Annotated in this window: 15 protein-coding genes; 7 read left to right on the top strand and 8 right to left on the bottom strand. The window is 73.8% G+C overall.

The features are described from left to right. Positions 1-48 precede the first annotated feature (48 nt). Positions 49-3,276: a discoidin domain-containing protein gene (locus ACFCLZ_RS01055; protein ID WP_380282651.1), complete on the bottom strand. Its 3,228-nt coding sequence runs from the start codon at positions 3,274-3,276 to the stop codon at positions 49-51. A gap of 711 nt (positions 3,277-3,987) precedes the next feature. Then, positions 3,988-4,134, bottom strand: a complete 147-nt coding sequence (locus ACFCLZ_RS01050; protein WP_380286403.1) for a glycosyl hydrolase family 28-related protein — start codon at positions 4,132-4,134, stop codon at positions 3,988-3,990. Between the two features lie 573 nt (positions 4,135-4,707). Here ACFCLZ_RS01050 and ACFCLZ_RS01045 point away from each other — a divergent pair. Together ACFCLZ_RS01045 and ACFCLZ_RS01040 are read left to right on the top strand one after the other, a co-directional pair. After that, entirely contained in the window at positions 4,708-5,868 is a 1,161-nt protein-coding gene (locus ACFCLZ_RS01045; protein ID WP_380282650.1) for a hypothetical protein, read from the top strand. A gap of 138 nt (positions 5,869-6,006) precedes the next feature. Beyond that, the gene (locus tag ACFCLZ_RS01040) at positions 6,007-7,323 is read left to right on the top strand and encodes a PP2C family protein-serine/threonine phosphatase (RefSeq protein ID WP_380282649.1); all 1,317 of its coding nucleotides are present in this window, start codon (positions 6,007-6,009) and stop codon (positions 7,321-7,323) included. Here ACFCLZ_RS01040 and ACFCLZ_RS01035 read toward each other — a convergent pair. From ACFCLZ_RS01035 to ACFCLZ_RS01025, 3 genes are all read right to left on the bottom strand, one after another. Next, positions 7,320-8,018: a tyrosine-protein phosphatase gene (locus ACFCLZ_RS01035; RefSeq protein WP_380282648.1), complete on the bottom strand. Its 699-nt coding sequence runs from the start codon at positions 8,016-8,018 to the stop codon at positions 7,320-7,322. The genes ACFCLZ_RS01040 and ACFCLZ_RS01035 overlap by 4 nt on opposite strands. Positions 8,019-8,047: 29 nt before the next feature. Continuing rightward, positions 8,048-8,617 carry a hypothetical protein gene (locus ACFCLZ_RS01030; RefSeq protein WP_380282647.1) on the bottom strand — a complete coding sequence of 190 codons (570 nt, stop codon included), beginning with the start codon at positions 8,615-8,617 and terminating at the stop codon, positions 8,048-8,050. 85 nt (positions 8,618-8,702) lie between these two features. Further along, positions 8,703-9,146, bottom strand: a complete 444-nt coding sequence (locus tag ACFCLZ_RS01025; protein WP_380282646.1) for a hypothetical protein — start codon at positions 9,144-9,146, stop codon at positions 8,703-8,705. Positions 9,147-9,521: 375 nt separating this feature from the next. Here ACFCLZ_RS01025 and ACFCLZ_RS01020 point away from each other — a divergent pair, with 375 nt between their 5' ends. Further along, complete coding sequence (locus ACFCLZ_RS01020; protein WP_380282645.1) at positions 9,522-9,833, top strand: hypothetical protein; 312 nt, start codon at positions 9,522-9,524, stop codon at positions 9,831-9,833. Positions 9,834-9,882: 49 nt separating this feature from the next. On the opposite strand, the gene ACFCLZ_RS01015 is transcribed toward ACFCLZ_RS01020, so the two are convergent. Further along, entirely contained in the window at positions 9,883-10,884 is a 1,002-nt protein-coding gene (locus tag ACFCLZ_RS01015) for a helix-turn-helix domain-containing protein (protein WP_380282644.1), read from the bottom strand. A 104-nt stretch (positions 10,885-10,988) separates the two neighbouring features. On the opposite strand from ACFCLZ_RS01015, the gene ACFCLZ_RS01010 reads away from it, so the two are divergent. Continuing rightward, entirely contained in the window at positions 10,989-12,197 is a 1,209-nt protein-coding gene (locus ACFCLZ_RS01010) for an MFS transporter (RefSeq protein WP_380282643.1), read from the top strand. A gap of 261 nt (positions 12,198-12,458) precedes the next feature. Next, positions 12,459-12,773, top strand: a complete 315-nt coding sequence (locus tag ACFCLZ_RS01005; protein ID WP_380282642.1) for a hypothetical protein — start codon at positions 12,459-12,461, stop codon at positions 12,771-12,773. A gap of 76 nt (positions 12,774-12,849) precedes the next feature. Here ACFCLZ_RS01005 and ACFCLZ_RS01000 read toward each other — a convergent pair whose 3' ends face one another. After that, complete coding sequence (locus ACFCLZ_RS01000; RefSeq protein ID WP_380282641.1) at positions 12,850-14,382, bottom strand: TolB family protein; 1,533 nt, start codon at positions 14,380-14,382, stop codon at positions 12,850-12,852. A 433-nt stretch (positions 14,383-14,815) separates the two neighbouring features. On the opposite strand from ACFCLZ_RS01000, the gene ACFCLZ_RS00995 reads away from it, so the two are divergent. Then, a complete protein-coding gene (locus tag ACFCLZ_RS00995) occupies positions 14,816-15,052 on the top strand; it encodes a WhiB family transcriptional regulator (protein WP_380286402.1) in 237 nt (78 codons plus the stop codon). Positions 15,053-15,198: 146 nt separating this feature from the next. Then, the gene (locus tag ACFCLZ_RS00990; RefSeq protein WP_380282640.1) at positions 15,199-15,747 is read left to right on the top strand and encodes a hypothetical protein; all 549 of its coding nucleotides are present in this window, start codon (positions 15,199-15,201) and stop codon (positions 15,745-15,747) included. Between the two features lie 54 nt (positions 15,748-15,801). Here ACFCLZ_RS00990 and ACFCLZ_RS00985 read toward each other — a convergent pair whose 3' ends face one another. After that, complete coding sequence (locus ACFCLZ_RS00985) at positions 15,802-16,788, bottom strand: alpha/beta hydrolase (protein WP_380282639.1); 987 nt, start codon at positions 16,786-16,788, stop codon at positions 15,802-15,804. Positions 16,789-16,804 lie beyond the last annotated feature (16 nt).

Here is a 16,804-nt window from a genome sequence, read left to right as displayed (position 1 = left end):
GGGGGTGGCCGGGCGTCCGGCGGCCTACCGCACCGCGTGCCGATCGCGTCAGGAGACGGCGATCTCGCCGAGCTGCAGGTAGTGGTCGCCGAACTGGTCGGCGCTCAGCCGGGTGCCGGTGACCTTCACGTACCGGGCCGTGGCCGGTGCGAACGGGAAGGTCAGGGTGCCACCCGGGCGGGGCTGGTCGTGGCGGTCCGCGACGGGCGTCCAGGTGGTGCCGTCGGCCGACACCTGGACGGTGAAGTCGACCGGGAACCCGAGGCCGGTGTTGGCGCCGTCGGTGCGCGGGGTCAGCCGGACCTGCTCGATCCGGCTCGCGCCCTGGAGGTCCACGACGATCGACTCGTTGGCCGCCGCCGTCGGCGACTTGAGGCTGCTCCAGCCCATCGAGTAGCCCGCGGCGGAGTTCAGCACGCCGTCCGTGGCCGCGGCGCGGCCCCAGCCGGAGCCCTCGATCGAACTCGACGTGGTCACCGGCCGGTTGGCGGCCAGGTTGTCGCCGGCGGCCTCGATCTCGGCGAGCTGCATGTGGTAGTTGCCGCGCGGGTCGGTCCGCAGCCTGGTCCCGGTGACCTTGACGTAGCGCACGTCGGTGGGCGCGAACGCGACGGCCTGCGCCGAGGCGTCGGGCCGCGGCTGGTCGTGCCGGTCGGCGACGGTGGTCCAGGTGCTCTTGTCGGTCGAGACCTGGACGGTGTAGTCGACCGGGAAGCCCAGGCCGGTGTTGGCGCCGTCGGCGCGGGCGAAGAGGTCCAGCCGGCTGATCCGGCGGTTCGAGCCGAGGTCGAGGGTGACGGACTCGTTGTGGTCGGTGGACAGGTTGGCGATGCTGCTCCAGCCGAGGGTGCCGGTCGGCAGCGACCGGCGGCCGTCGGTGAGGGCGGCGCTGCTCCAGCCGTCGGACTCGTAGCTGCTGGTGGCGGAGACGACGGCGGCCTCGGCGGGGTCGGTGCCGGGGTTGAGCCGCACGTTGTCGAAGCGGGCGGCGGCGCCGCCGGTGACGAGGCCGATGTTGCCGACCGGGTAGCCCGGGTCGTCGACGGACATCAGCTTCGTCGCCCCCGCGTACACGTCGAGCGTCGAGCCGCGGGTGACGACCCGCAGGGTGACCGTCTGACCGGGGGCGAAGCCGGGCACGTCGGCGGTGCGCAGCGTGGTGTTGCCGCGGTTGACGAAGACCTCGCCGTTGTTGCGCAGCGCCACCAGGTAGCCGGTCTGGCGGTCGACCGGGTTCTGGCTGTGGACGGTCAGGCCGGCCCAGTTCGTGTTGCCGCCGTTGGCGCTGGTACCGGTGATCCGGACGTCGACGGAGGCGGCGACGTCCCCGTAGGCGCGGCCGGCCACCGCGGCGACGTTGTTCCACTCGTCACCGGTGCTGGTCTGCGCGTAGGCCTGGTCGCCGGTGACGGACCAGGAGCCGTGGGTGTGGCGCCACTGGGTGTCGGCGCCGGAGGAGAAGTCGTCGGTGAACGGGTAGGAGGCGTCGGGCCCCGGGGAGGTGAGGGCGTCGAGGATCTGCTTGTGCCTGTGGTCGATCTCGGTGCCCGAGGTGGTGAACTCGGTGGAGCTGGTGATCAGCGACGAGGTCAGGGCGTGGGCCAGGACCGGCTTGGTGGCGGCGAGCTGCTTGAGCAGCTCGTAGTCCTGGACGCCGGCGAGCAGGGCCTCGCTGCGCATGCTGTCGAAGACGTCGGGCGCGCCGGGCTTCGGGTTCGGGCGCACCAGGAACGGGTCACCGCTGGTCGAGCCGTTGAAGGTGTCGACGCCCTTGTACGCGCCGGCGGCGGCGTCCCACTGCGACCAGATGTTCCAGCCCCAGTGGAGGAAGCCGTTGCCGCCGATCGCCGACACCATCCACGGCGTCAGCCGGGAGTCGGAGAGCGGGTAGCTGATGAGGCGGTTGGGGTGGCCGTCCGCGGGGCTGCCGCTGAAGTAGAGCCAGAGGTCCTTGCCGGCCAGACGCTTGTCCTGGTAGTAGGCGGCGTTGGCGTCGTAGTCGTCGTCGACGTGCGGGGTGAGGGTGGAGAGCGTGTTGTCGACGTCGGGCACGGTCCACAGGTGGGCCTCGTTGGTCATGCCCTGCGGGAAGTACTGGTGGAAGCGCTGGTAGAGCCAGTTGGAGTTGGCCACCCAGGCGGTGTCGGCGGGGGTGGTCTCGTCGGACGCGGAGAGGTAGAAGACGTCGCTCCACCGGCGGCCCGGTGCGCAGACCGCTCCCGCGTCCAGGCACTTGGTGTCGAGATGGGCCTTGAGCGCGGGCAGGGCGGCGGCGAGGTACTTCTCGGCCTGGTCCGAGCCGGGTGCCACGCGGGCCATCCGCACCCCGCCGCTGCCGTCCGGGACGAGTACCTCGACGCTCGCGCCGTTGTCCTCCAGGAGGTGGGGCGTGTAGATGTACTGGAGCGCTCCGGCGTCCTGGAAGAGCTGGACGAAGCGGTCGAAGGTCGTCCAGTCGAAGGTGTAGGTGCCGTTCACCAGCGTGGTGCCGGGGATGGCGAGCGCCTGGAAGTCCGCGAAGACGGTGTTGTTGCGGTGCTTGGCGTGGTTCTTGGCGATGTTCCCCATCAGGGTCCACCAGTCCTTGGAGTACGCCTCCACTCCGTACTGGGTGGGTATCGAACTGGCCGTCTGCGTGTAGTCCCAGCCGACCGAGGTGAACCAGTTGTTCAGCCGGAAGGTGGAGCGGTTCGTCGGGGGCAGTTCGGCCGCGTACACCGTCACCGAGACCGGGACGTCCACCGGGCCCGCCGAACTCTTCACGGTGGCTTTGCCGGTGTAGGTGCCGGGCGCCTGCCCGGGAGGCACCGCCACGCTGTAGTGGTACGGCTGGGTGGTGTTGGCCGCCAGGTTGTAGGCGTCGTTGCCGACGAGCGCGTCGTAGTAGTCGCTGCCGCCGTTCGGCGGGTCCTGGCGGTGCGGGCTGTTGTTCTTCGCGATGTTCGGGTGGTTGTACTCCCGGTTGACGCTGATCCTGGAGGCCGGGATCACCGCTCCGCCCGGTCCGGTCAGGTCGCTCGCCTGCACCGACAGACCGGTCAGGCTCCCCCCGGAGCGGACGGCGATCTGGGCGGCCTGGACCTCGTTCCGCGCGGCGAACAGGGTCACCGGCCCGGTCGGCCGCTGGGGGGCCGGCGAGGACGAGAAGACATGGTCGGCGCCGCTGGCGACCCAGACCGAGGGCGGGGCGGCGGCCCCGGCCTGACCGGGCAGCACGGAGGCCGCGACCAACGCCGCCAATGCCACTGTCGAAGCCCTGGTGGACAGTTTCCCCACGACATCCCCTTCATCGTATTCATACTTGCTCCGCACACGGTCGATCCGTGGCACTGCAAGTCATATCGCATGAAGAGCATGTTGTTTGACGCTTTGACAGAAAAGGTGGAATCTCCCTCGGCGCTGCCGCGGACGGCGCCCCGGGGCCGGACGCGTCCGATCGGCCGGTCGCTGCTCGACGGTTCCCGGCAGGGCGCGACGACGTGGACGGGTGCATCCCTCCCCTCCGCACCCGCCGCCGAACGAGGCGTCGCAGCCCCTCGCTCCCGGCAGGGAGGCCACCAGCCCGACCGCGTACGCCGTGCCCGATGCCGCGACCGACTCGTTCTCCGTCGAGTTCTCCGTCGAGTCCCTCCACGGCTCCGGCACGCAGCGCGAGAACGTCGGCCGGTCAGGCCCGCCCAGCTGCCCCCCGGGGCGCCGGTAGGAACGCTGCGCGCGACCGCCCCGCTCGGGCGGTCCGGTGAAAGCACCCGTCAGGGCATTGCGCAATAAACGGTCTCATTTTCCGACTCGGCCGATACCGCCTTCGACACCCGGAGGGATCGGAGGGACGTGCGGAGGGGGATTGCGGGGATTGGTCCTGGTGGAGAGGTTGAAATCCGCGGCGCTGCCGGCAACATCGGCGATGATGCGCGACGTTCCTCTGAAGGCGAGTCCGGCTCCCTCCAGAAGGCAGCCGTTCGAGACGACAAGAGGCTTCTCGATCAGCTAGTCGCCCGGAGGAAGGTAGACGACTTTGCCGTCGGACAACGGGTTGTCCGTCATCGTTCCGAGCCGCATTGCGCAGTCCAGGGCATCTTGGAGCGCGTCCGTGTCGTCTGCCTTTCCATCCCCTGCCGCTCCGAAGTCGAGCACGTTCAGCCGCGTGTCGCGGCGGGGCCGGACTGTCACCGTGCCCGAAGCGTCACAGTCATCGATCCAGTTCGGAGCGCTGATGCACGCGTTGTTCGGAGCTGTCGACGCCAACCGCGCCAGGCTTTCCGGGGCCTGAGCCGCCGAAAACAGCACCGCCTATTCGGAGGACAACACCGCCCATCGGAGCTTCGCTTCCGTTGAGACTTCGTTGGCAGACGCAGGTGCAGGGAACACGTCGGTTCCGGGAGCGTCCTCGGCGGAGGCCGGGCGGTGGTGCGCGCCGATCGGCGCCGGAGGTATTGCCGAATCCTCTACGGATGCCTCTTCCAAGGACAGGCGTGCGAGGGCGCCTCGACGATCCGAAGCGGCCCTGGAGATCGCGCGCCGCAGGGCTTCGGCAGAGTTGCCCGATGTTCGGTTCGTGATCATGTGAGCACGAGCAGCGTGAGCGGCCGGCGGGGCACCGATGGACCCCCGCCCCCGCCGAGGCGTTGAGGTGCCACTGACAACCCGTGGGGTTTCGCCTATCGTGCTGCCCGGCCGTCCGAACCGTTCCGGGAGGTGGTGCACACCGTGCTGAGCGATCGTTTGCGGGCTGGGGCGCTGGAGGTGGCGGGGCGCGGCGCGACGCCGTTCTACCTGTTCGACCTGGAGGCGTTCGAGGCGGGCTACCGGGAGATGGAGCGGGTCTGGCGGCGGGAGTTCGCCCGGCTGACGGTGGCGTACTCGTACAAGAGCAATCCGCTGGCGGCCGCGACCCGGCGGCTGGCGGCGCTGGGCGGGGCGGCGGAGGTGGTGTCGGGGGCGGAGTTGTCCCTGGCCCTGGAGGACGGCTTCGCGCCGGGGCGGATCGTCTACGACGGACCGGTGAAGAGCCCGGCCGAGCTGGCCCGGGCGGCGGGGCTCGGCGTACCGGTCCAGGTCGACTCGCTGACCGAGCTGGGCGACCTGCTCGCGCTGCCCGACGGGCCGCCGCCGGTGGGGTTGCGGCTCGCGACCCGGGGCGGAAACGGCGAGCGGTCCCGCTTCGGGCTGCTGCCGGCCGAGGTGGTGCGGGCGCGGGAACTGCTGCGCCGGGCCGGCCGGGCGGTGTGGGGGGTGCACGTCGGCGTCTCGACGCTGTCCGGGCCGGAGGCCTACCGCGAGGCGCTGGTGTCCTGGGCGGGGGTGCTGCGGGAACTGGCGGGGGCGGCCGAGGGCCGGTTGACGGTGGATGTCGGCGGTGGGTTCCCGCCGCAGGGGGTGCCCGGGCGCGGGTGGGAGATGTACGCCGGCGCGGTCGCGACCGGGTGCCGACAGGCGGGGCTGGAGCCGGACGCGGTGGACCTGGTGATCGAGCCGGGGCGCTCCCTGGTGGAGGCGCACGGCGCGCTGGTCTGCCGGGTGGCGGTCCGCAAGTCCCGCGACGGGCGGGAGCTGCTGGTGCTGGACGGGGGGACCAACCTGGCCCGTACGGTGAAGAGCCGGGCGCATCCGATCGAGTTCCCCGCCGCGCCGGGCGACCACCGGGGGCGGTACCGGCTGCTGGGCGCCAACTGCTACGAGGGCGACGTCTTCGCGGACGACATCGCGGGGCCGGCGGCGGCGGGGCCGGGGGACGTGGTGGTGATCGGCGGGTGCGGCGGCTACGACCTGCCGTTCGCCCATGTGTGGGTGCGGCCCCGGCCGCCCGTGCACGCGCTGGACGGCGACGGCTGGACGGTGGTGCGGGAGCCCGGCGACACCATCCGTTAGCGCGGGCGCGGGGTGCCGGCCGGACGGCGGTGTCCTGCGTAGCGTGGGGGAGATGAACGAGGCGGTGTCGTGACTTCCGGCGCGGAGCCGGCCGGGCCACCGGGTGCGGGGGGTCCGCCGGACGCTCCGGTGGATCCGGTGGATCCGGTGGACCCGGTGGACCCGGACGGGCGGCTGGAGGGCGTCGCCCTGCAGTTGCGTGCGCTGGCCCGGGCGAGGGACCGGTTGCAGGGGCTGCTGTCGGCGGTGCTGGCCATCGGCGGTGACCTGGAGCTGCCGGTGGTGCTGCACCGGATCGTCACGACGGCGATGGATCTGGCCGGGGCCCGTTACGGCGCGCTCGGGGTGCTCGGTCCCACGGGCGACCGCCTGGAGCAGTTCGTCACCGCCGGTCTGACGGGGGAGGAGCGCGCGGCCCTCGCCGGGATCGACTTCCCGCACGGGCGCGGGGTGCTCGGCCACCTGATCCGCCACCCGGAGCCGCTGCGGGTGGACGACATCCCCTCCCACCCGGCCTCGGTGGGCTTCCCACCGGGCCATCCGCCGATGCGGACGCTGCTGGGCGTCGCGATCACCGTCCGCGGCGAGATCTACGGCGACCTGTACCTCTCCGAGCGCGCGGACGGCCGGCCGTTCGACGAGGACGACGAGGAGATCGTCCGGGCCCTCGCCGGTGCGGCCGGCATCGCCATCGAGAACGCCCGCCTGTTCGGCTACATGCGGGACAGCGCGGAGCAGTTCCAGCGGCTGCTGCTGCCCACGCTGCCGGACCTGGCCCCGTTCTCCGGGGCGGCGGTCTACCGCACCGCCGCCGAGCCGGCCGGCGTCGGCGGTGACTGGTACGACGCCGCCGTCCTGCCCGACCGGGCCTGCGTGGCCGTCATCGGCGACGTGGTCGGCCACGACCTGCAGGCGGCCGCGGCGATGGCCCAGGCCCGCAACATGCTCCGCGCGCTGCTCTTCGACCGCAGGACCCCGCCCAGCTCGGTGCTGACCCAGCTCGACCGCACCGTGGGCGCCATCACCGACCTGCCCGTGACCACCGCGTGCCTGGCCCGGATCGAACCCTCCGCCGACGGCTGGAGCCTCCACTGGAGCACCGCCGGCCACCTGCCGCCCCTCCTCGTCACCCCCGACGGGCGCGCCCGGTACCTGGACGCCGAACCCGGCATCCCGCTGGGCGTCGACCCCGACCTCCACCGCCCCGACCACACCCGCCCGCTGCCCGCCGGCGCCACCGTCGTCCTGTTCACCGACGGCCTCGTCGAAGACCCCGCGCGCCCCATCGACGAGGGCCTGGACGCCCTGGCCGCCCTCGCCGCCGCCCACGCCACCCTGCCGCTCGACGACCTCGTCCACGTCCTCGCCGACCGGCACCCCAGCGACGGCCACGACGACATGGCGGTCCTCGCCATCCGCCTCCCCGCCGAGGACGGCCCGGCCGGGCTCGCCTAGGACCGCGCCGCCGCCGGGGCCAACCGGGTCAGCGCCTCCAGTTCCGAGCTCCTGGCACCGTGTGCGGTGAGATAGGCCGGGATCGAGCCGTGGTGGCTGCGGATCCGGACCAGCGCCCGCCGCAGATGGCCGGCGGCGACCGGTCGGGCGCCGTGCCCCGCCGTGGACGAGGGCACCGGACCGGTCAGGCCCAACTCGGCGTTCGACCGCAGGAAGTCCCCGGTGACCTCGGCTTCGGACGCCCCCAGCAGCGTCTGGACGACGGCGACCACCACGCCGGTCCGGTCCTTCCCCGAGGCGCAGTGCACCAGGACGGGAGAACCGCCGGCCGCGACGAGCCCGCGGACGACCGCGACCACGGATCGCCCGGCGTGCTCGGCCATGGCCGGATAGAGCTCCGCCTGGTCGTCCGGCCACCGCTGCTCGGCGAACACCGGAACGTGCACGTGGTCGAGGCCGAGACCGTGCAGCACGTCCGGCCCGGCCGCGACCTCGGGGACGCTCCGGAGGTCCACGACCGTGCGCACACCCAGCCGCTCCAGCGACCGCGCGCCGCCGGCCGCCAGGTCGCACAGCGCACCGGAGCGGTAGAGCAGGCCCTCGCGCAGCGAGCCGACCCCGCCGGCGTCCCGGAAGTTCCGCACACCGGCGAGGCCGGCTCGCACCGCCTCGCGTCCCGCCTCGTCAATGATCATGCCGCCACGGTACGTCCCGCGCGGGCGGCTCAGTCGTGGAGGGTGACCCCGGGCCGGGGGAGGCCGGCGGCGTCGAACAGCGGGGCTCCGCAATCGCAGTGCTCGTCGGCCAGGGTCTCGGTCGGTGGCAGTTCCCAGACCAGCATCTGCGAGCAGCTCGGGCAGTTCAGGCTGACCAGCGTCCCGTCGGGTTCCGTGCCCCAGGGCCGCACCGGGAGACCCTGGTGCGTCAGGCCGGTCGGCTCACGGTCACCGGTCGGCGCGACCAGCACCTCGTAGGCGTCGGTGCCGCTGTCCCACACCATGAGCGTGCAGCCGAGATCCGCCAGCACACCGGCGAGGTGGTCGAGCTGGCGGACCGGGAGATCACCGCGGCGCAGCGCCGGGTCGGCCTCGGCCTCCCGGCGCACGGCGTCGGTGTCGACGCCCGTCGGTTCCGCCCCGAAGGCCCGCACCCGGCCGGCCACGAACGCCGCGAGCCGGCCCGGTTCGTCCTCACCGGCCCAGTCCAGGGTGAACATCGCACGGTCGATCCGGACCCCCCGGGCCCGCTCGTCGGGGGTCAGTATCAGTTCTTCCAGCTCTTCCAGCTCGGTCACGACGGCCACGCTACCAATCGCCGGGCGCCGGACCGTCCCGGCCCCGACCGGGTGAGCGGCCGGGCACGGGACGGCGGGCACGGACTCAGGCCTTGACGGTGAGCCAGGCGCCGAGGCCGCTGCAGCCGCGGGCGTCGTAGGTGGTGCTGCGGTAGCCGGCGGGGATCGGCGAGTAGGGACAGGTCCAGACGCCGTTGCGGACCAGCTCGTGGTACCAGGCGCCGACGCCGCTGCAGCCGCGCGAGTCGTAGTTCGTCAGCACGTAGCCGGAGACGATCGGCGAGCCGGAGCAGGTCCAGAGGCGGTTCTGGGCGGGCTGCTGGTACCACGAGCCGTGGTTGTTGCAGCCACTGGCGTTGTACATGGTGATGACGTAGCCGGCCGGGACGGGCGCCCCGGAGCAGCTCCACCCGCCGGCCGCGGAGGCGGTCCCGGCCGCGGTGGTCCCGGTGAGGGCGGCCGCGAGCACGGCGACCGTCGCGGCCGCCCTTCCCGCGCGGGTCATCAGCTGACGGAGGATCCTGGTCACGGCGACACCGTTCCGATCGGTTGTCTGCCCGGCCGCGGGGGCGGCGGGGGCGGGCGTAACTGCGGGGACGCGCCGCACCCTAGCGATGGTGATCAGCTCCGAACAGATCAAGATTGACCGTTCGGCATATCTGACTGAAAACGATCATTCAGCGATCGGTCTGCCGAGGAAGCCGCGGGCGGCCTCGTCGACGTCCACGGTGTCGTACCGGCCGGACTCGGGCGCGGGCCGCCCCCGAACACGGTGCTGTGCTCGACCGGGCCGTGCGACCGGCACCGCAACGGGCCGGGCCGGAGCAAACCCGGTGACACGCGTGGGTTCCGCCAGGAGACTGTCCGCGGAGACACGGACAACCGAAGGCTGAGGGGCAACACGGTGGCACTGGCCAAGAAGGGTTCCCGCCGCATCGTCGTCGACGGTGTGGAGTACCGCTGGCGTGTGAGCAGGCGGCACCTGTGCTGTGACTACGAAGGCGGCACCTTGGGCTACGTGGCCGAGGCGGCGGCCCGCCCGGGGACGACGCTCGTCGTGGAGACCGGACGGCGGGCCTTCCTCGACCCGGACCTGGTGCCGGACCAGGTCGTCCTGCCGGGGGAGGTCGCCGCCGGTATCCGGGCGGCGCGTTCGAGGGGCTGGACGCCGAGCTCCAACGGCTCGCCCTTCAAGCTGGACCTGTCCGCCGGCTGACGGGGCGGCTCGGGCTCCGCCGGTCCCGGCCGCGATCGCGGCCGGCGCGTCAGCCGGCCCCGGCGAGGGTGGCGTCCGCACCTGAGGCCAGGGCGTCCCCCAGCGCCGTGCGCTGGTAGAGCACGGAGCGCCCCGAGCGGGCGCGGCTGAGCAGGCCGGCGTCGAGCAGGACCGCGAGGTGGTCACCGACCGCGCCGGTCGCCAGCCGGAGCTGACGCGCGAGCTGGCTGGTGCTGGCGGGGGTGTCCAGCGCGGCGAGGACCCGGGCCCGCGAGCGCCCGATCAGCGCGCCGAGGGCCTGGGGCGGGCCGGCGGGCGGTGTCTCCAGGAGGGCGGCGGTGCCGCGGGCGGGGTAGATCAGGGTCTTCGGCCAGGGCGGCGCCGTGTGCGCGGCGACGGTCGGGACGATGAAGACCGAGGGGATCAGCAGCAGTCCCTCCCCGGCCAGCGCCACGGTAGCGCCACTGGCGACGCGGACCTCGATCCCCCCGTCCCGCCACGACACCCCGTCGTGCAGGCCGGCGATCACGGCCTCCCACCCCTGTTCGCCGATCAGGCCCACCCGGTGCACCACGTCCCGCTCGCAGACCGCGCGCAGCAACGGCCAGTCGGCGGCCAGGAGTTCGTGCCAGGCCCGGTCCAGCGCGACGGCGATCCGCTCGACGGCGTCCGGTGCGGCCAGGATCCGCCGGACCCCGGGATCCCGGACCGGCTGCACGGCCAGCACGCGGGCGATCTCGGCGCGGGCCTGCCCCGGCGGCGTCGCGCGGACGGCGGCCAGGTCCTCCTCCCAGGTCTGGGCCAGGCGCCTGGGCGGAACGGTGATGAAGTCGGCGCCGCCGCGGGGCGTGTGCAGGGCGAGCGCCGCGTCCAGGTCGCTCTCGCGGCGCAGCCGCTCGAAGGCGGGCCGCAGCCGTGCCGCCCACGCGGCGGGCAGCCGCCCGCGGCCCCGGCCGTCCAGGGACCGCAACAGGCAGGCCAGTTCGAAGGCGGGGGAGAGGGCGAAGCGGCTGCGCAGCAGGGCCTCGGCGGCGACTTCGAAGCGGATCATGCCCAGACCCTACGACGACGACCTCCGACCCCACGGACCCGCGACCTTACGCCGGGGGACGAATCATTCGCCCGGCCGGGACGATCCCCGGGAGGCTGCCGCGCATGACCACGCACGTGCCCACACACCGCACCACCTACCGTGAGGTCCTCGCCGAACCCCGGTTCAGGGTGCTCTTCCTCGCCCGGTCCGTGGCGATCACCGCCGATTCGCTGCGCATCTCGGCGTTCTCGGTCCTGGTCTTCGCCACCACCGGCTCACCCCTGCTGAGCGCGGTGTCCTTCGGGGCGGGCTTCCTGCCCCAGCTGTTCGGCTCCGTGCTGCTCGGCCCGCTCGCCGACCGGCTGCCACCGCGGGCCCTGATCGCCGGAGGCTACCTGCTGGAGGCCGCGGCGGCACTGGCCCTGGCGACGCTGCCGCTGTCCGTCGCGGCGGATCTGGCGCTGGTGGCGCTCGTCGCGCTGGTGACGCCGGTGTTCCACGGCGCCTCGGGGCGGCTGGTGGCCCGCTGGCTGACCGGCGACGCCTATGTGCTGGGGCGGTCACTGAACAGCATGTCCTCCTCGGTCGCCCAACTGGCGGGCCTGGCCCTCGGCGGGGCCGCCGTCGCGGCCCTCGGCACCCGCCAGGCGCTCGCCGTCGGCGCCGCGCTCCACCTCACGGCCGCGGTGGCGGTCCGCCTGGGCCTGCCGCGCATCGACCCCGACAGCGGTCCGTCCGGCTCCGTGGCGAAGGCCGGACTGCGCGGGACCGCCGCCCTGATGAGCGCCCGGCTCCCGCGCCGGCTGCTGCTCGCGCAGTGGCTCCCGGGCGCCGCCACGGCCGGCGCCGAGGCGCTGATCGTCGCCTACGCGGGGCAGCGGCACTTCGCCCCCGGCACCTACGCCCTGCTGATGGCCTGCGTGCCGGCCGGCATGCTGACGGGCGCCCTGGTCGTCGGCCGTCTGCTGCGGCCGCCCGTGCGGGAGCGCCTGGTGGCCCCGCTCGCCGCGGTGATGGGAGTTCCGCTGCTGGCCTTCGCGGCCGGTCCCGGCGCCGGGTTGAGCGCGGTCCTGCTGCTCTGCGCCGGGACCGGCTTCGCCTACTCCCTGGGGCTGCAGCGGGCCTTCCTGGACGCCGTGCCCGCCGCCGCCCAGGGGCAGGCGTTCGGGCTGCTGCACTCCGGCACGATGACCCTCCAGGGCGTCGGCCCGGCCTGCTTCGGTGTGCTCGCGACCGCGGCGGGCACCGGCGCCGCGATGGCCGCGGCCGGCGCCGCCACCCTGGCGACCGCCTGCTGGATCGCCACCTGGCACACCGCGGCCCCGTCGTAGTCACGGCCCCGTACCGCCTCCGCCCGGGCACCCGCCCGCGGGGTCCGGAAGCGTGTCGACCCCATCATGGCCTGTCAGGGGGCCTGTCCGGTAGGACCGGGAGCACAGCCGATCGCCCTTGTCGGGAGCCTCGGCGGCCCGCAGACTCGACGTCATCCACGCTCCCCGGCTCCGTGCCGGCGCCCGCTCCCGGGCGCCGGCGCGCACGTCGTGCTGCCCTGCGCGGCCGCGGGGGAGGGGGCGACGACGAAGGGGGACACGGTGAATCAGGATGCGGTGCTGCGGGCGAGGATGCTGCTGCTCAGTACGGACCGGCGGGTGCTGCGGGGGCCGCGGGGGCTGTGGGCCTACCGGGTGCTGACGCCGCTCTCGCCCGAGGTGTACGGATCGAAGCCGGCCCGGGTGCTGGTCGAGGCGACCCGCTTTCCGGAGGTGAGCGGACTGCCGCGGGCCCGCCTGGCGCTGCTGGAGGAGGCGGTCGCGACGGCCCGGGCGCTGGACGTCGGCAACCCCTACCGGGAACGGGTGCTCGCGCTCGCGCTGGCGGCGCGCGAGGCGGAACTCCGGGCGCGGTAGACCGCGCACCGGACCGGCCGCCGCGCCACCGCCCGCCCCGGACCTCGTGCTCCCCGGGGCGGCGCGGCGGGCCCGGTCAGCCGTCCTGGTTCTCGCCCTGGTTCTCGCCCAGGTCGTCGCCGTGGCCCCGGTGGCGCCCGGCGAACGCGACGAAGGCCTGGGAGTCCTCGGTCGGCGGGGCGTCGGTGCCGGCCACCAGGTTGCCGCTGGTCGATCCGAACACCACCGTGCGGCCCGCGGCGTCCACGAAGGGCGCCCTCGACGAGCCGTTGCCGAACGAGCCGTCCGGCGCGGTGGAGACCCGCTCGGTGCGGCCGGTGCGCAGGTCCTGGCGGTAGACGTCCCAGCCGGGGTGCTGCGGGCCGGCCACCAGGTTGTCGGCGGCGGACTCGAAGTAGAGCCAGCGGTTGTCGGCGGTGATCGAGCCGTGGTCCGAGGAGCCGACCGAACTGGTGCCCGGCAGGCCGCCGCTGACCTTCGTCACCTTGCCCGTCCGCAGGTCCCGGACGTGGAGCACCGTGTGGTAGCGGTGACCGTTGGTCGAGCCGCCGGGCTCGGGCAGGGTGTAGATCGCGCGCCGCCCGTCGGGGCTGATCGTCGCCTCGAAGCTGGAGTGGCCCAGCACGCCGTCGAGGCCCACGCTCACGGGCGTCAGCTTCCCGGTCGGCACCTCGTAGGTGTAGTAGACGGCGGACGTCGGGTGCGAGAGGAGCGGCTCCGCCGGGCCCTTCGGGACGCTGCGGCGCGCGGCCTCGGCGGCGCTCGGGGTCAGCTCCACGTCGGTGGACGCGACGGCGGGGGGCTGCTCCTCCGGCAGCAGCGCGGAGAGCGAGGAGAAGCCGATGGTGCGGCCGTCCGCGCTGATCGTCGGGTGCACCGAGAGGCTCTCGCCCGGCTTGCCGTTCACGTCACGGGAGACCAGCCGGGTGGTGTGGGTCCGCCGGTCGGTGAGGTAGACGTTGTACTTCCAGGTGTACGGCCTGGCCAGCGAGGGGTCGGTGTCCACGACCGTCGGGTCCAGGTCGGTCCGGGAGGACACGAAGGCCACGTACCGACCGTCCGCGCTGATCGAGGGCGCGTACGAGGAGTGGTACTGGTCGGTGTCGGTCCCGGCGGCGCTGCCGCTGATCAGCTCGGTGCGCCCCGTCCGGCGGTCGCGCACGTACACCTCGTCGCGCCCCTTCACCCGAGCGCCGGGCGCCACGTCCTCGGCTTCGCTGTCGAAGGCGACGTAGCGGCCGTTCGCGTTGATCGCGGTGTAGTCGGTGAAGCCGGCCAGCGGCTCGCCCGAGTCGGAGAGGTTGACCCGCTCGGTGCGCCCGGTGCGCAGGTCCGTCACATAGGCGTCGCGCCAGCTCTTCCCGGGCTGCTCCACCAGGTTCGTGGCCCAGGAGGTGAACAGGGCGTAGCGGCCGTCGGCGCTGATGCCCTGGCTGGACGACTGGCCGTCGGGCACGGCGCCGTTCACCCCGGTGCTGATCTGGACGGTGCCGCGCGGCACCGGTCCGGCCTGGGCGGGGGCGGCGGTGGCGGCGATCAACGCGGCCGCGGCCAGCACACCGCCGCCCGCGAGCCACCGGGTGCGGGTCGTCCGGCTGGTACGTGTCATCAGGTCTTCCCCTCTGGTCGCCCGGCCGGGCTCCCTCCCGGTGGCGGGCTTTCCGGGCAAGCCAATCCCCGGGCGGGCCGATGGTCAACGCCCGTCGGCGATCTGCGGCGAAAGATACGTCAACGGGCTTATATAGCAAGGGAGTCGCGGCATCCGGGCCATCGTGTCGCGGTCACAGGCCCAGCAGCACGTCGCGGACCTCCGCGGGGCGGGACAGGAACGGGTGGTGCCCGGCGTCGAGGTGCGACCACGCGGCCGGCCCGGCGGGCGATGTCACAACCACCGCCCGCGCGCAGTCATAGCGGAGGAGACCGGGAGAACGGAGGACACCGTGCGGGAGATCCTGACCGTGGACGGCGGCCACGCGGGCGGACCGGGGGAGCCCCTCGCGCCGCCCGCGCCCTCCGGCCCCGCGTGGCGCGGAGGGAACCTCATGAACTGGCGCGAGTCGGCCGGGTGCCGAGGCACGGACCCCGAACTCTTCTTTCCCGTCGGGAGCAGCACCAGCCTCCCGACACGCGTACAGAGTGACGAGGCGAAGGCCGTCTGCGGCCGCTGCCCCGTGGCCCGGCAGTGCCTGGACTGGGCGCTGAACGCCGAGCCCGTGGAAGGGGTCTGGGGCGGGACGACGGAAACGGAACGCCGCGCGATGCGACGACGCAGGGCATGAGACGCCCCGGTGGCCGTCGGGGTGGGATCGCATCCTGCCGGGTAGTCCCGTCCGGTCCGACGTTCACCGCGACGTGGGTGCCGCTCCGCGCCGGTGTGCCCGGCTTGGTCCCGGGGCATCATGGACCGCACGGGAGGAACGGGGGGATGGCCGTGCCGGTGCACCACGAGCCGTACGAGATCCGCGGGGACGGAAAGGGATCCGCCGCGTTCGGCAGCGCCTTCGCCGTCGTGCTGGGGCTGCTGGTGTTCAACATGGTCCTCTCCTGGGACGACACGCCCCTCGTGGTGCTGCTGTTCTTCTGGGCGTTCTGCCTGCTGTGCGTGGTGGGTGGCCTGCTGGGCCTGGCCGCCGTCCTGCGGAGCACGCTGGTGCCCGACTTCCGGCTGGACGCGGCCGGTTTCCACGCGCCGGGCGCCCGCTTCCACGCGCCCTGGTCGGAGATCCGGCTGATCGAGGTCGGCACCGTCGAGGTCCACCGGCAGGACTACGGGCAGCCCCGGAACTCCGGCTACCAGCAGCGCCGGGTCTTCTGGGTGACCCGCGGCGAGCTGCGGTACGAGTTCCAGATCATCCGCGACCGTCCGCTGTCGCTCGGCGAGCTCGACCAGGCCCTGGCCCGGTTCGCCGGGCAGGTGCCCGTCCGGGTGCTGGAGTCGGTCGAACGCCGCACCCAGTGGACCCGGAAGCCGTGACGGCCCGGGCCTCGCGGGCCCGGCCCGCCGCCGGACCCGGGCGGCGGCCCGGGGTCAGCCGGTGGTGGTGGCGGTGGTGCGGAACTGGCGTGCGAGGTAGTTGAACCAGGTCTGGTGGAAGCCGGTGGCCAGTCGGGAGTCGGGGGCGAAGAGGTCGAAGGCGTGGTAGGCGCCGGGGTAGAGGTGGAGCTCGACCGGGACGCCGTGGGCGCGCAGGCGGGTGGCGTAGTCGAGGTCCTCGTCGCGGAAGCAGTCGAGGTCGCCGACGGCGATGAAGGTGGGCGGCAGGGCGGTGAGGTCGGTGGCGCGGGAGGGGGCCGCGTACGGGCAGACCTCGTCGGTTCCGGCCCGGTCGCCCAGGATCGCCTGCCAGGCGAGGAGGTTGGTCGAGCGGTCCCAGATGCCGATGTCGGTGATCTCGTGGCTCGACGCGGTCCGGTTGCGGTCGTCGAGCATGGGATACGTCAGGGACTGGAACAGCGGCGCCGCGCCGCCGCGGTCGCGGACCAGGAGGGCGGTGGCCGCCGCGATGCCGCCACCGCCGCTCTGGCCCGCGATGCCGATGCGGGCGCCGTCCAGGCCCAGGGCGTCCGCCTCGCGGCCGAGCCACTGGTAGGCGGTGAAGCCGTCCTCGGCGGCGCCGGGGGCGGGCGTCTCGGGGGCGAGCCGGTAGTCGACCACGGCGACGGCGCAGCCGAGGCTCGCGCCCAGCCGCTTGAGCCAGGGGTCGTCCTGGGCGGCGAAGCCGAGCACCTGTCCGCCGCCGTGGAACCAGAGCAGCACCGGCAGCGGTCCCGGCGCGGCCGTGGGCCGCAGCAGGCGGACCGGCACGTCCGGGCCGTCCGTCCGGCGCGCGAGGTGGACCTCGACGGTGACCGGCGGGTCGTCGGGCAGGCCGTCGGCCGCCGCCTCGGCCTGGGCGCGGAACGCCGCGCGCGTCGCGGCGAGGTCCGTCAGGTCGAACGCGCCGTTGGGGGTCATGGGGACGCCGTCGAGGGCCAGGCTCAGCTCCTGGTCCATCAGCTGACGGGAAACGGTCATGGTGGTGCCTGCTTTC

It is taken from the genome of Kitasatospora purpeofusca (genome assembly GCF_042691725.1).
In the GTDB taxonomy this organism is placed as follows: Bacteria; Actinomycetota; Actinomycetes; order Streptomycetales; family Streptomycetaceae; genus Kitasatospora; species Kitasatospora purpeofusca_B.
This window is presented reverse-complemented; position numbering and strand designations above follow the sequence as displayed.